13 protein-coding genes are annotated in these 14,119 nt (G+C 66.6%); 5 read left to right on the plus strand and 8 right to left on the minus strand.

Annotation, left to right across the window (positions count from 1 at the left end; genetic code table 11):
• Positions 1 to 22: 22 nt before the first annotated feature.
• Positions 23 to 1,372 (minus strand): methylenetetrahydrofolate--tRNA-(uracil(54)-C(5))-methyltransferase (FADH(2)-oxidizing) TrmFO, encoded by a 1,350-nt coding sequence (trmFO, locus tag HUW43_RS08255; RefSeq protein ID WP_188236949.1) that lies wholly within the window; start codon positions 1,370 to 1,372, stop codon positions 23 to 25.
• 75 nt (positions 1,373 to 1,447) lie between these two features.
• Here trmFO and HUW43_RS08260 point away from each other — a divergent pair, with 75 nt between their 5' ends.
• The gene (locus HUW43_RS08260) at positions 1,448 to 2,119 is read left to right on the plus strand and encodes a lysoplasmalogenase family protein (RefSeq protein WP_188236950.1); all 672 of its coding nucleotides are present in this window, start codon (positions 1,448 to 1,450) and stop codon (positions 2,117 to 2,119) included.
• A gap of 199 nt (positions 2,120 to 2,318) precedes the next feature.
• Positions 2,319 to 2,891 (plus strand): peroxiredoxin, encoded by a 573-nt coding sequence (locus tag HUW43_RS08265; protein WP_188236951.1) that lies wholly within the window; start codon positions 2,319 to 2,321, stop codon positions 2,889 to 2,891.
• A gap of 32 nt (positions 2,892 to 2,923) precedes the next feature.
• Here the strand turns inward: HUW43_RS08265 and HUW43_RS08270 are convergent, their stop codons facing one another.
• From HUW43_RS08270 to HUW43_RS08280, 3 genes are all read right to left on the minus strand, one after another.
• Positions 2,924 to 3,235: a DUF952 domain-containing protein gene (locus tag HUW43_RS08270; RefSeq protein WP_188236952.1), complete on the minus strand. Its 312-nt coding sequence runs from the start codon at positions 3,233 to 3,235 to the stop codon at positions 2,924 to 2,926.
• The gene (gene gyrA, locus HUW43_RS08275) at positions 3,232 to 5,961 is read right to left on the minus strand and encodes a DNA gyrase subunit A (RefSeq protein WP_188236953.1); all 2,730 of its coding nucleotides are present in this window, start codon (positions 5,959 to 5,961) and stop codon (positions 3,232 to 3,234) included. The genes HUW43_RS08270 and gyrA overlap by 4 nt, the downstream gene beginning before the upstream one ends.
• A gap of 198 nt (positions 5,962 to 6,159) precedes the next feature.
• Positions 6,160 to 6,444, minus strand: a complete 285-nt coding sequence (locus tag HUW43_RS08280) for a hypothetical protein (protein ID WP_188236954.1) — start codon at positions 6,442 to 6,444, stop codon at positions 6,160 to 6,162.
• Between the two features lie 110 nt (positions 6,445 to 6,554).
• Between HUW43_RS08280 and HUW43_RS08285 the strand changes: the two genes are divergently transcribed.
• From HUW43_RS08285 to HUW43_RS08295, 3 genes are read left to right on the plus strand one after another with little or no spacing between them, the layout of a single operon-like run.
• Positions 6,555 to 7,769 (plus strand): hypothetical protein, encoded by a 1,215-nt coding sequence (locus HUW43_RS08285; protein WP_223181381.1) that lies wholly within the window; start codon positions 6,555 to 6,557, stop codon positions 7,767 to 7,769.
• Positions 7,770 to 7,827: 58 nt separating this feature from the next.
• Entirely contained in the window at positions 7,828 to 8,736 is a 909-nt protein-coding gene (locus HUW43_RS08290; protein WP_188236956.1) for a hypothetical protein, read from the plus strand.
• Complete coding sequence (locus tag HUW43_RS08295; protein ID WP_188236957.1) at positions 8,733 to 10,103, plus strand: sensor histidine kinase; 1,371 nt, start codon at positions 8,733 to 8,735, stop codon at positions 10,101 to 10,103. The genes HUW43_RS08290 and HUW43_RS08295 overlap by 4 nt, the downstream gene beginning before the upstream one ends.
• A 177-nt stretch (positions 10,104 to 10,280) precedes the next feature.
• Here the strand turns inward: HUW43_RS08295 and HUW43_RS08300 are convergent, their stop codons facing one another.
• The 4 genes from HUW43_RS08300 to tpiA form a co-directional block, all read right to left on the minus strand.
• Positions 10,281 to 10,964 carry a Crp/Fnr family transcriptional regulator gene (locus HUW43_RS08300; RefSeq protein ID WP_188236958.1) on the minus strand — a complete coding sequence of 228 codons (684 nt, stop codon included), beginning with the start codon at positions 10,962 to 10,964 and terminating at the stop codon, positions 10,281 to 10,283.
• A gap of 19 nt (positions 10,965 to 10,983) precedes the next feature.
• Positions 10,984 to 12,615 (minus strand): CTP synthase, encoded by a 1,632-nt coding sequence (locus tag HUW43_RS08305; protein ID WP_188236959.1) that lies wholly within the window; start codon positions 12,613 to 12,615, stop codon positions 10,984 to 10,986.
• A gap of 114 nt (positions 12,616 to 12,729) precedes the next feature.
• Complete coding sequence (secG, locus tag HUW43_RS08310; RefSeq protein ID WP_188236960.1) at positions 12,730 to 13,191, minus strand: preprotein translocase subunit SecG; 462 nt, start codon at positions 13,189 to 13,191, stop codon at positions 12,730 to 12,732.
• A gap of 164 nt (positions 13,192 to 13,355) precedes the next feature.
• Entirely contained in the window at positions 13,356 to 14,102 is a 747-nt protein-coding gene (gene tpiA / locus HUW43_RS08315) for a triose-phosphate isomerase (RefSeq protein ID WP_188236961.1), read from the minus strand.
• Positions 14,103 to 14,119: the final 17 nt, after the last annotated feature.

The raw sequence follows: 14,119 nt of genomic DNA on the forward strand, positions 1-14,119 counted from the left end.
CCTCGATCCCGACGGCCCGCGCCTAGGCCGCCACACCTTCCGCGAACTTCATCCACTCCGCCAGCGCCTTGCCCGCGCGCTGCGTATAGCCGAGCTTGCGGTCCTTCTTGCGCACATCTTCGGCGAGCGGGGGAAAGAGACCGAAGTTGACGTTCATCGGTTGATAGGATGACGCATCGGCCCCGCCGGTGATGTGGCTGAGCAGCGCGCCGAGCGCGGTTTCGGGCGGCGGCGGGGGCAGGGTGCGGCCGCCAAGCTCGGCAGCCGCAAAGCGGGCGGCGACGAGGCCGATCGCGGCGCTTTCGACATAGCCTTCGCAGCCGGTGATCTGTCCCGCGAAGCGGATATGCGGCGCCGATTTGAGACGGAGCTGGCCGTCGAGCAATTCAGGCGAGCGGATGAAACTGTTGCGGTGGAGCCCGCCCAGCCGCGCGAATTCGGCTTTTTCGAGGCCGGGAATGGTGCGGAACAGCCGGACCTGCTCGGCATGTTTGAGCTTGGTCTGAAAGCCGACCATGTTCCACAGCGTGCCGAGCGCATTGTCCTGCCGCAACTGGACGACCGCATAGGGCCAGCGCCCGGTGCGCGGATTGTCGAGGCCGACGCCCTTCATCGGACCGAAGCGCAGCGTTTCGACCCCGCGCTCGGCCATCACCTCGATCGGCATACAGCCTTCAAAATAGGGGGTGTCCTTTTCCCAATCCTTGAACTCGGTCTTTTCGCCATCGATCAGCCCCTGGACGAAGGCATGATATTGATCCTTGTCCATCGGGCAGTTGATATAATCCTTGCCCTCGCCGACGGGGCCGATCTTGTCCCAGCGGCTGGCCATCCACGCGATGTCCATGTCGATGCTGTCGCGATAGACGATCGGCGCGATGGCGTCGAAAAAGGCGAGCGCGTCCTTGCCGGTCGCGGCGCCGATACTCTCGGCAAGCGCGGCGGCGGTGAGCGGTCCGGTCGCAACGATCGTCAGGCCTTCGCTTGGCAGCGTGTCGATGCGTTCGCGGACGATCGTGACATTGGGGTGCGCGGACAGCGCGCGCGTCACGCCGCCGGAAAAAAGATCGCGATCGACCGCGAGCGCCGAGCCGGCAGGAAGCTTGGTCGCGTCGGCCTCTCGCATGATGATCGAACCCAGGGCGCGCATTTCGCGATGCAAAAGGCCGACGGCGTTGCTGTCGCCATCGTCGCTGCGAAAGCTGTTCGAGCATACCATTTCGGCGAGCGCGTCGCCCTGATGCGCGGGCGTCGTGTCGCCGCCCCCGCGCATTTCGGACAGGCGCACGCGATAGCCAGCCTCGGCGAGCTGCCACGCCGCTTCAGAGCCCGCAAGGCCGCCACCGATGATATGCACGTCGTAATCCGCCATTTACCCTGTCCATTGACTTGCGACCAATGCGCCGCGCACTAGGCCGGTTGCGAGCAAGATGCAAAGGGGGCGATAATGAGCGGGGAGCGACGCTGGGACCGGGCGCGCGGGCTGTGGCTTGCGGCGCTGGCGGGCGGGATCAGCTATTTCGCTGCTGTGGTCCTGCGCCTTGACGGGCCGCCGATCTGGGCGTGGAAGGCGTCGGGTGTCGGCTTGCTCGCGGCTTGGGCGGCGGCGAATGCGCGCGGCACGGGCGGGTGGATGATCGCCGCGGCGCTGGCCTTCGGCGCGCTCGGCGACTGGATGCTCGATGCGATCGGGATGATGCACGGCGCGGCGGCGTTCGCGGCCGGACATGTCATTGCAATTGCCCTCTATGTCGGCAACCGGCGCACGGCGATGACCGGATCGCAGAAACTGCTTGTCTTTGTGCTTGTGCCGCTCGCGCTGCTTGCGGCGTGGGGGCTGACGAAACAGGCTGCGCCGGAACAGATGGCGGCGGCGATCGGTTATACGGCGATCGTCGCGCTCATGGCCGCGACAGCCTGGGCGAGCCGCTTTCCGCGCTATCGCACGGGCATCGGCGCGATGCTGTTTCTTGCGAGCGACCTCTTCATCTTTGCCGGCGAGGGCGGGGCGCTGTCCAGGGACGTGACGATGTGGCTCGTCTGGCCGCTCTATTTCGGCGGGCAGGCGCTGATCGCTTGGGGGACGGTATCGACGCTGGCGCGCGAAAGTGACGGTTGAACGACGGGCTTAGGTCGAAAGCCGCCCCAGGCGGAACGCCAGGTTTCCAGAAAACCGCCTCGCCGAGCGAACCCGTGAACGATACCCGTCCCACGCCGCGATCAGCTTGCGCCATGCCGTTACCAGGCGCCGTCAATCGCGCTGGACGCGGCGGCCATTTTTCCGCATTCTTGGTTTCGGTCGCAGGGAGGTTCGCCCGATGAGATTGCTGAAAAGAATTGCAATGCCGCTGGGGCTCGCCCTTGGCTTGGGCGTGTCGCTCGCGTTGCTGCCCGCGCCGGGGATCGCGGCCCTCCAGCAAGGCGCAAAGGCGCCCGATTTCACACTGAACGCGGCGCTGGGTGGCAAGCCGTTCAGCCTGTCCTTGAAACAGGCGCTGAACAAGGGGCCGGTCGTGCTCTATTTCTTCCCCGCCGCCTTTACGCCGGGCTGCACGCTGGAGGCGCATCTGTTCGCCGAAGCGAGCGATGATTTCAACCGGCTCGGCGCGCGCGTCGTCGGCGTGACCGCGGGCAATATCGAGCGCGTCGCCGAGTTTTCGCGCTCCGAATGCCGCGACAAGTTCGCGGTCGCCGCCGATCCCGGCGCGAAGGTCGCTGCCAGATATGACGCCACGATGCGGCGCCCCGACGGGACCATGCTGTCGAACCGGACATCGTTTGTCATCGCGCCGAACGGGACCATCCTGATGAGCTACACCGACCCCAAGCCGCAGGCGCATGTCGAAAAGACGATGGCCGCCGTGCGCGCGTGGAGGGCAAGGCGCCGGTAGGGGGTCAGAATTGTCCCGCGGTCGCGGTGCGATCAGCCGCGTCGTCGCAGGCTGACCACCGCCTCGATCGGCAGTTCGGCATAGATGTGCGGAAAAAGCTGGCCGCCGCGCGCCGGTTCCCAGCGGACGGCGTCGCCGAGCCGGATCAGGTCCACCTCGGCGATCATCAGGTCCGGCTGGTCGGCGAAATATCGGGCGATCGTCGTGTCGAGCTGCTCTGCGGTCGACAGGTGGATATAGCCATCCTCGACGTCGACCGGCGCGCCGCGGAACACCCGTTCGCGCTCGAACGCCGCCCATTGCTGCGCGGTAAGCACTTTGAAGGCCGTCGTCGGCCTGGTCATTCGGCGGACGTTTCGTTTGCCGGGGTTGCGGTTTCCGCTCCCTCCGTCTCGTCGTCCTCGCCTTCCTCGATCAGCGCCGCCGACACGACATGTTCGCCCTCGGCGACGTCGAACAGGCGCACGCCAGCGCTGCCGCGGCCGATGATGCGCAGGCTGTCCAGTCCCATGCGGATCAGCTTTGCCTGGTCGGTGACGAGCATCAGCTGGTGCGCCTGCGTCGCGGGGAAGCTGGCGACGACCGGGCCGTTACGCGCGATATTGTCGATGTTGGTGATCCCCTGGCCGCCGCGGCCGGTGCGGCGATATTCATAGGCCGACGAAAGCTTGCCATAGCCGTTCGCACAGACGGTGAGGATGAACTGTTCGCGCGCGGCAAGCTCGGCCATGCGCGCGGCGGGGAGCGCCGGTTCATTCTCATTGTCCTTCCACGGCGCGGCGCGCAAATAAGCTTCGCGTTCATCGCTCGTCGTGCCGACGCGGTGCAGGATGGAAAGCGAAATGACCTCGTCGCCGTCGGCAAGCTTCATGCCGCGCACACCCGTCGAGTTGCGGCTCTGGAACTCGCGCACATCGTCGCCGGGGAAACGAATGGCCTTGCCCTGCCGCGTCGCGAGCAACACATCGTCGCTTTCGTCAAGCAGCGCGACGCCGATCAGCCGGTCATCCTCATCCTCGCCCTCGAACTTCATCGCGATCTTGCCGTTCGAGGGGATGTTGGTGAAGGCGTCCATGCTGTTGCGGCGCACGCTTCCCCTGGCGGTCGCGAACATGACGTGCAGCTTGCCCCATTCGGCCTCATCCTCGGGTAGCGGCAGCACCGTGGAGATGGTCTCTCCCTGTGCGAGCGGGAGCAGGTTGACCATCGGACGGCCGCGCGTCGCCGGCCCGCCTTCGGGCAGGCGCCACACTTTCATGCGATAAACCTTGCCCGCGGTGGAGAAGAAGAGCACCGGTGTGTGCGTCGAGGTGACGAACAATTCGGTGACGACATCCTCGTCCTTGGTCGCCATGCCGGCGCGGCCCTTGCCGCCGCGACGCTGCGCGCGGAAGGTGCCGAGCGGCGTGCGCTTGATATAGCCGTCGAGCGTGACGGTGACGACCATCTCCTCCCGTTCGATCAGATCCTCGTCGTCGATGCCGTCGGCCGCGGGCGCCACCAGCGTCTTGCGCGGCGTCGCAAACTCGTCGCGCACCGCGACCAGTTCCTCGCGCATCACGCCATATAGTTTGACGCGATCGGCCAGGATTGAAAGCAGTTCCTCAATCTCGGCCGCCAAATCACCGAGTTCCTTGCCGATTTCATCGCGGCCAAGCGCGGTAAGGCGATGCAGGCGAAGGTCGAGGATCGCCTTCACCTGCACGTCGGACAGGCGATAGGTCGCCGCTTCCTCCATCTCGCCCTCGATCGCTTCGACGAGCCGGATATAAGGCGCGATGTCGCCAATCGGCCATTCGCGCGCGAGCAGCGCTTCGCGCGCGGCGGCGGGCGACGACGAGCCGCGGATGATACCGACGACTTCGTCGAGATTGCTGACCGCGACGACGAGGCCGAGCAAGATATGCGCGCGGTCGCGCGCCTTGGCGAGCTCGAACTTGCAGCGGCGGGTGATGACTTCTTCGCGGAAGGCGATGAAGGCCGAAAGAATGTCCTTCAGGCCAAGCATTTCGGGGCGGCCGCCGCGGATGGCGAGCATGTTCGCGGGGAAGCTCGACTGCGCGGGGGTGTGGCGCCACAGCTGGTTGAGCACGACCTCTGCGGTCGCGTCGCGCTTCAGTTCGATGACGACACGCACGCCCTCGCGGTTCGATTCGTCGCGGATGTCGGCGACGCCCTCGATCCGCTTGTCGCGCGCCGCTTCGGCGATCTTTTCGACCAGGCCCGACTTGCCGACCTGAAACGGAATCGACGTCAAAACAATAGATTGCCGGTCATTCCTGCCTTCTTCGATCACATGCGTTGAACGCATCATGATCGAACCGCGGCCGGTGGCATAGGCGCTGCGCGCGCCGCCCTGGCCCAGCATCATCGCGCCGGTGGGGAAGTCGGGGCCGGGGACGATCGCCATCAATTCGTCGAGCGTGATCGGTTCGCCGCCTTCGAGCTGGCGGTCGATCATCGCGAGCGTCGCGTCGATCACTTCGCCAAGGTTATGCGGCGGAATATTGGTCGCCATGCCGACCGCGATGCCGCCCGCGCCGTTGACGAGCAGGTTGGGGAAGCGCGCGGGGAGCACGGTCGGCTCCTCGCGGCTGGCGTCATAATTGGGCTGAAAGTCGACGGTATCCTTGTCGAGATCGTTCAGCAGCACCATCGCGGTCTTGGCAAGGCGCGCCTCGGTATAACGCATCGATGCCGGCGGATCGGGATCCATCGATCCGAAATTGCCCTGACCGTCGATCAGCGGAACGCGCAGCGACCAGTCCTGCGTCATGCGCGCCAGCGCATCATAAATCGCGCTGTCGCCGTGCGGATGATAGTTGCCCATGACGTCGCCGACGATCTTCGCCGATTTCTTGTACGGACGACCGGGGACGAAGCCGCCTTCCTGCGCGGCATAGAGGATGCGGCGGTGGACGGGTTTCAGGCCGTCGCGCACGTCGGGCAGCGCGCGGCTGACGATCACGCTCATCGCGTAATCAAGGTAGGACGTCTTCATTTCGTCGACGATATTGATCGGCGAAACGCCGTCGTCGGACGGCTGCACAGGCGTATTATCTTCGGTCAAGACCCGGCCTTTTTTCTGCTTTTCGGGAGGTGGTTCCTGCCTAGCCCAAGGCGCAACGGATTGCCAGTGATTCGGGCGATTATCAGGGAATGATTTCGCTGCCGTCCCACGCGAAACCCCGGACCGTCCGGTCCGGCGTGAGCGCGCCGAAACGGCCGCGACACCGGCGTATCGACCAGCCGCTGTGCAAGGCCATGATCAGGGCGTCGGGATTGCGCCGCTCTCGGCGATCGCAAGGCTGCGGACGATCTGGTTGAACGCGGCTTTGGATGGCGCGGTCGCTGAACCGGCCGCCGGTTCGGTCGTCGCCGATGCTGCGGCCACCGAATCCGCGTCGGTGATGTCGATGGCGAGCGCAGGTGACGCCGAACGGGCAGGACAGTGGATGACGTCATGGCGCCCATCGGCGGCAAGCGTTTCAGCCAAAACAGCGCCGAGGCCGCCCGCTGCGCCGATTGCCAACGCCGATCGCGCTTCCGCCATGGAAGCGACGGCCGTCGTTCGAAAGCACGAAGGAACAAGCGATGCTTGCCAAAGCCGCTTGCCGCCATAATAGGTTGATCCGTGCATCCCTTGTCGTTCCTCGCCTGTCTATGCCCCTGATCGCGCTCGTCGGCGCCAGCGAGACGCTGCCCGATGGCGGATTGCGGGCGCTTGTCACCGTCGCGGGCGAGACGCTGATCGAGCGACAGGCGGCGCGCCTTGTCGATGTCGGGGTAACGCACATCGCCGTCGCCGTCGCCGCGCTGCCCGCCGACCTGCTGGCGGTGTGCGACCGCATTCGCCGTCGGGGGGTGAAGGTGACGCCGGTGCGCGCGGCGAGCGATCTTGTCCCGCTGGTCGAGGCCGAGGACAGACTGATCCTTGTCGCCGACGGTCTGCGCGCCGGCGGAACCCATTATGCCGCGATCGCAAAGCCGGGATCGCCGGCGATTCTCGTCACCGGCGATACCATGCTGACCCAGGGATTCGAGCGGATCGACGCGACGCGGCGCTGGGGCGGGCTGGCCTCCGTTGCGCCGCCGATGGTCGCCGAACTCGCGGCGATGCCGGGTGAATGGGACATGATGCTGACGTTGCTGCGCCTAGCCGTGCAATCGGGCGCGCGCCGTCTTTACTGCGAACCCGCGCTGTTCGAGCAGGGCGAGATTGCGATCGTGTCCGACCGCCCGACCGCGGCGCTGATCGAGCAATCGAGCCTGCAACGGACCGAATATGGCGGCATGGGGCTGGGACGTTCGGCGATCATGATGCCGCTTGTGCGGCTCGCCGGGCCACTGCTCGTCAAGTCGCCGAAAACCGCGCGTTATCTGCCCGTCGTCACCGCATTTCTGTGGATCGGGGTCGCTGCGCTGGCAGCGAGCGGGCTGGCCGCGGCGGGAGCGCTTGTCGCGGTGCTGGGCGGGCTGGGGCTTGCCGCGATGCGCTTTCTGTCAGCCTTTCGCGCCGAAAGTGCGGCGCAGGACCGGACGCGCTTGCTTATTCGCAGTTTCGCGCTCGCCTTGCTCGCGCTCTTTCCGTGGCTGCTCGCCTTCGGTGCAGCCAGCCGGTCGATGCCGCCCTTTGCCGAAGCGGCGCTGGCGCCGTGCCTCGCGGCGACGATCGTGCTGGCGCGCGCGCTTTACGAGGATGCGGGCGAGCGGCGGCGCTTTCACTGGTTGCTCCCCGACGCCGACCAGGCGTGGATCATGCTCGCGCCTGCGCTGCTGTTCGGGCTGGCGTCGCTGATGTTCGCGATCCTGCCGCTGCTCGCGCTGTTCCAGATCCTGCTCTGGCTGCGCCTCGCGCGGCGCCCGGAGCCCCGCTAAAACAACGTCCTTCAAGGTTTAAGGCCTATTAACGCCAAACTGCTATTGGCGGATGCGCATGAGTGAATCGCTCTCCTTTGCCGGCATCGAACCGCCGTCGCCGACGCTGTCGGCGCGCCTTGGCGAGCTGGCGGACTTTTTCGCCGCGCCCACCGCCGGTCGGCTGACCGACGAACAACGCGCGCTGTCGCTGGGGATCGCGCGACGCCTGGTCGCCGATGTCGCGGCGCGGATCGACCCCGCAATCGACAGCGCTGCACTATGGGCCGACTGGCTGCTTCGGGGAATACCCGACGCGGCGCGGCTGGTCGGCGTCTGCTTTGCGCGGGCCGAGGAGCATCGCTGGCGCGCACTGTCGGCCGAACGCATGGTGCCGGCGCCGCTGGCGGGCGCCGCGGACGAGGCGAGCGGCGCGGCGTCTGACGCTCCGATGACGGCGCGAGAGCGTGCCTATCTGGGTCTGCGTATTGCCGACCGGCGGCGATTGGACGCCTATGGACAGCCTAAGCTGGCGATCGCCGACGTCGACGAGGACATCTTCCGCGTCTTGCTCCACGAGGTGGCAGCGTGGCGGCTGGCCGAGGTGAGCATCGACACCGGCCGGGCGGCGAGCCTGGGCGATGCCGTGCGGCACGCGGTTGAACGGCAGGCCGACGAGGGCGGCATGACCGCCGCCGCCATCGCCTATCACGAGGCGGTCGGCACCGCATTGCCCGAAACGGCGCGCATGGCGATCGCGGCGCATGACTGGCCCGCGCTGATCGCGCTCGCGGCAGCGGCGCAGCGGCGCCGATATGCCGATATGGCGCTGTCGCTTCTGACCGCCGAGACGGCGGCGCTGCCGTCGCTGCTCGCTCCGTTGCGCCTCGACCGCGACGCGCTGGCGCTGCTTGAAGCATCGCTCGCCATGCTGCCGGCGCGTGCCGTGAACGACGCCGATGGCGCGGCCCCGGAGGCGGGGCGATGAGCGAGCGCATTGTCCGCGGCCGCGTCGACCGGTCGGGCGCGCTGGTCAGCGCCGATGTGCCGCTGCTCCGCCTTCAGCAGCGCGCCGGGGCGGGGCTTGGCAAGCCGCTGGCACTGCCGCACCTTGCGCGGCTCGTCGCGTTGTCGCAGCGGTTGCATCGCGAGATCAACCGGCCGCTTCATGCCGCCGACGATCATAGCGACATCCACGCGCTTGTTCGCGTCATACCCGACGACGAGGGGGTGAGCATCGAGATCAGCGACTGGCGCGCGCGCGCCGTGGCGCAACCCGGAATGCCGCCCGTCGCCGAGGAAACGGCGCTCGCCGACGGATGGGCGTGGGAGTGCGACCAGCAGTTGCGGCTCGTCGCGCTTCGCGCCGCGGGGCGTGCGCCCGCGGTGCCGCCGGGATGGGAGGGACGTTCGCTGTCCGAATTGTTCGAGCTGCAACCCGACGTCGACGGTCGCTTTGCTGTCCTGCGCGCGCTCGCCCGCCAGTCGCGCTTTGGAGGACAGAATGTGCGGGCTGCGGGGATGGCGATGACGCTTGGCGGCGACGCGCTGTTCGATGCGGCGGGCCGCTTCACCGGCTTCCGCGGCTTTGCGGCGGCGACCGGCGCCCCGCCCGCCGCGACGCCGAAGGACGGCGGCGTGCTTGTCGATCCTGCCTTTGGCTCGCTGCCGCTGTCCGACCCGAAGTTCGGCCGACGGATCGACGGCGCGCTGCGCGGTCCCTTGAGCCGCATCATCGCGACCGCCGAAACGATTTCGGGCCAGTTCGAAGGCCCGATCCGCGCCGATTATGCGCGCTATGCCGGCGACATCGCTCATGCTGGACGGCATTTGCTGGGGCTTGTCGACGACCTCGCCGACCTTCAGAATATCGAACGGCCGGGGTTCAAGGCGGCGCGCGACGACATTGATCTGGGCGATCTGGCGCGCCGCGCGGTCGGTCTGCTCGGCATGAAGGCAGAGGAGAAGGGCATCCGCATTTCGGCGCCCAGCGCCGACGACCGGATGCCCGCAACGGGCGAGTTTCGTCGCGTTTTGCAGGTGCTGCTCAACCTGCTCGGCAATGCGATCCGCTATTCGCCCGAAGATTCGCAGATATGGCTCCGCGTCGATCGCGAGGGCGACCGCGCGATGGTCACCGTCGCCGATCAGGGTCAGGGCATCGACGCCGAGCAACAGGCGGTGGTATTCGAAAAGTTCGAGCGGCTGGGCCGCACCGACAGCGGCGGATCGGGCCTGGGCCTCTATATCGCCCGCCGCCTGGCGCGCGCTATGGACGGCGACCTGACCGTCGACAGCGCGCCGGGGCAGGGCGCACGCTTTACGCTGAGCCTGCCGGCGCGGGACGAGGATTAGGGCACGCACCATTGGCCGGGCGCTGGATCGCCCAGTCGTTTCGTCATGCTGACCTCGTTTCGGCATCCGTGGCCGGACCTTTGGTCGATCGCTGCGGCGGAGGAACCGCCGGGCCATGGACACTGAAACAGGTTCAGGGTGACGGGGTATGAATGGGCAGCTGGGTTCGAAAACCCCTTATCCCTCGCTTTCGCTGATCTCTTCCAGCGTGGCCGGATCGAGCACGCGCACCCGGCCCTGTTCGAGCGCGATGATTCCCGATTCCTCCCAGCTTTTGAGTTGGCGGTTGATATGTTCGCGGCTCATTCCCGCGAAATTGCCGAGTTCGGTCTGGCTGAGCTCGACGCGCTGCGCGACCCCGCTATCCTTGCGGATCAGGCGTTTCAGATAGCGCGCGAGGCGCGGGCCGGAGGCATAGGCGCGGTCGCTTTCGATCGTCTGGTCGGCGGTGCGCAGTCGCCGTGCGAGTTGCTGCATCAGCGACCAGGCGAAGTCGGGGTGGCTGGCGACGAAATCCTTGAGCGCATTGCGGCCGAGCTGGAGCGCGCTGCCCGCGCTGGTCGCGGTCACCGACGCAGTGCGTTCACCGCCATCGAGCAAGGCGATCTCGCCCAGCACCGCGCCCGGTTCGGCATAGGCAAGGACGATCTCGCGCCCGCCCGACGTCAGCATCGACACGCGCGCCGTGCCTTCGGTCAGGATCAGCATCATGTCGCCGGGATCACCCTGGACCAGCAGTTCCTTGCCCTTGGCGAATTGGATCTGGACTGCACGGCGCGCGATGTCGGCCCAATCGTCAGTCGAAAGACCGGAAAAAATGCTGTCGGGGCCTTGCAGTTCGGCAAGTCGTGCGTGATCCATGGCCCCAATCCCCTTTTGGTCAGACCAGCCGGCTCTGTTTCACCGCCGCTTCGATGAAACCCGCGAACAAGGGATGCGGGTCGAAGGGTTTGGATTTGAGCTCCGGGTGGAATTGCACCCCGATAAACCACGGATGGTCCGGCCGCTCAACGATTTCCGGCAACATGCCGTCGGGCGACATGCCCGAAAAGACGAGTCCGCCTTTTTCAAGCCGCTCGCGATAAGCGCCGTTGACCTCGTAACGATGGCGGTGGCGTTCGCTGATCTTGGTCGCGCCATAGACGCTCGCGACATGGCTGTTCGGCAAGAGCCTGGCTTCATAGGCGCCGAGGCGCATCGTGCCGCCAAGATCGGTGTTGGCGCCGCGCTTCTGCAGGCCTTCGGCGCTCATCCATTCGGTGATCAGACCGACGACCGGTTCGTCGGTCGGGCCGAACTCGGTGCTCGACGCCTTCGCAATTCCGCTCGTATTGCGCGCCGCCTCGATGCACGCCATCTGCATGCCAAGGCAGATGCCGAAAAAGGGCACATTTCTTTCGCGCGCGAAACGCACGCTCGAAATCTTGCCCTCCGACCCGCGCTCGCCGAAGCCGCCGGGAACAAGGATGCCGTGCAGCGGTTCGAGTTTGGCGACAAGATCCTCGTCGCGCTCGAACATTTCGGCATCGAGCCAGCGGATATTGACCTTGACCCGATGTGCCATGCCGCCATGGATCAGCGCCTCGTTGAGCGATTTATAGGCATCGGGCAGCGACACATATTTGCCGACGACGCCGATCGTGACCTCGCCCTCGGGATGCTGCTTGCGGTCCATGATGTCGTACCAGGCGGTAAGGTCGGGCGCGGGCGCATCGTGGATGCCAAAGGCGTGGAGCACTTCGGCGTCGAGTCCCTCGCCATGATATTGGACGGGCACCGAATAGATGCTGTCGGCGTCGAGCGCCGGGATCACCGCTTCCTTGCGCACGTTACAGAATTGCGCGATCTTGGCGCGCTCGGTGTCGGGCAGCGGCTTTTCGCAGCGACAGAGCAATATGTCGGGCTGGACGCCGAGCGAGGCGAGTTCGCGCACGCTGTGCTGCGTCGGCTTGGTCTTCAGCTCGCCCGCGGCGGCAATATAGGGCACCAAAGTGACGTGGACCGAGATGGCGTTGTCGCGCCCGACCTCGTTCTTCAGCTGGCGGATCGCTTCGATGAACGGCAGGGATTCGATGTCGCCGACAGTGCCGCCGATCTCGCACAGCACGAAATCCAGGTCGTCGGTTTCGGCGCGGGCAAAGTCCTTGATCGCGTCGGTGACGTGCGGGACGACCTGCACCGTAGCGCCCAGATAGTCGCCGCGGCGTTCCTTGGCGATGATCCCCTGATAGATGCGGCCGGAGGTCACATTGTCGCTTTGCCGCGCCGCGACACCGGTGAAGCGTTCGTAATGGCCAAGGTCGAGGTCGGTTTCCGCCCCGTCGTCGGTCACATAAACCTCGCCGTGCTGATAGGGCGACATCGTGCCCGGATCGACGTTCAGATAGGGATCGAATTTCCGGATGCGGACACGATAGCCACGCGCTTGCAGGAGGGCGGCGAGACTAGCCGCCATCAAACCCTTGCCAAGCGAGGAGACCACGCCGCCGGTGATGAAAATGAACCGCGCCATGGGAGGAAAGACTTACTCAAAGGGTGGGGGACGGCGCAAGCCGTCGAATCGCAGGCCACGGAAAAAGTTTCCGCTGGCGTGCGGGGTGGATGCGGAGGCCGAAGCCGCCGTTTGTTATTCGGTGGCGGGCGCCGCCTTGGTGCTATCCGCCGGGGCCGGAGCGCTTTCCTGGCTCGCCGCCGCCGCCGCCGCGGCGGCCAGCGGATCGTCGGTCAGCGGCGCAGGCGCGGTGCCCGCAGCGGCGCCGTCGGCGGGCTGCGCCGGGGCGGTGATCGACGAAGCCGGAGCCGCGCCGCTCGTCTGCGCCGATTTCGACAGCGAGGTGTCGATCGTCGAGCCGCTACGGCCGACCGATGCCATCGCCGCGAGCAGGATCGAGAGACCCACGAACAGGCAGGCGAGCACCGTCGTCGCGCGGGTCATAAAGTCCGCAGCGCCGCGCGCCGAGAGCAGGCCCGCGGGGCTGCCGCCGACGCCCAGGCCGCCGCCTTCCGACTTCTGCATCAAGATGACGCCGATCATCGCAGCGGCAACGAGCGCCTGGACGACGAGCAGGAAGGTGAAAAGGCTGGACATCTTATTTTCCCGAACTTGCGCGGCCTCAAACGGATCGCGCCCGTGGCGCACATAGAGACGATGCCGCATGGGTTCAAGCCATACATCGGCCCATCCACCGTCGCCCCCCGCGAAGGCGAAGGCGTAATCGGCGGTCCCCGCCTTCGCGGGGGCGACAGATCAGATCAGAGTCCCGCTGCCGCCGCGATGATCGGCACGAACTTGGCCGCGGTCAGGCTGGCCCCGCCGACCAGCGCACCATCGACGTCGCCCGCGCCGAGCAGCTCGGCGGCATTGTCGCCATTGACCGAACCGCCATAGAGGATTCGGATCGATTCCGCTGCATCGCCGAACCGTTCCCTGAGCGCGCCACGGATCGCGCCGTGCATCGCCGCGACGTCCGCCACGGTCGGAACCAGTCCGGTGCCGATTGCCCAGATGGGTTCATAGGCGATCGCGAACCGCTGCGGATCAAAGCTGTCGGGCACCGACCCTTCGACCTGCGCCAGGACATATGCGATCGCGCCGCCCGATTCGCGCACGCCCTGCGGCTCGCCAACGCACAGGATGACCGACAGGCCCGCGGCGAGCGCCGCTTGCGCCTTCGCCCGAATATCGGCGTCGCGTTCGCCAAAGCCTTCGCGCCGTTCGCTATGCCCGACGATGACGAGCGACGCGCCGGCGTCGGCCAGCATCGGCGCCGCGACCGAGCCGGTGAAGGCTCCCGACGCCGCGCTATGGCAATCCTGTCCGCCGACCGCCTTGCCCGGTGCCGTCGCGGCCATCGCGCCGATCAGCGTGAAGGGCGGGCACAGGGCGACATCGACGCCGGGATGCGCATCGGCGGCGGCGAAGATCGACCGCGCTTCGCCGAGCGCGCTTTTCAGTCCGTTCATCTTCCAGTTACCGACCACATATTTGCGCCGCGTCATCGCCCCGCTTCTCCCGC

Source organism: Sphingopyxis sp. LK2115, assembly GCF_014595975.1.
In the GTDB taxonomy this organism is placed as follows: domain Bacteria; phylum Pseudomonadota; class Alphaproteobacteria; order Sphingomonadales; family Sphingomonadaceae; genus Sphingopyxis.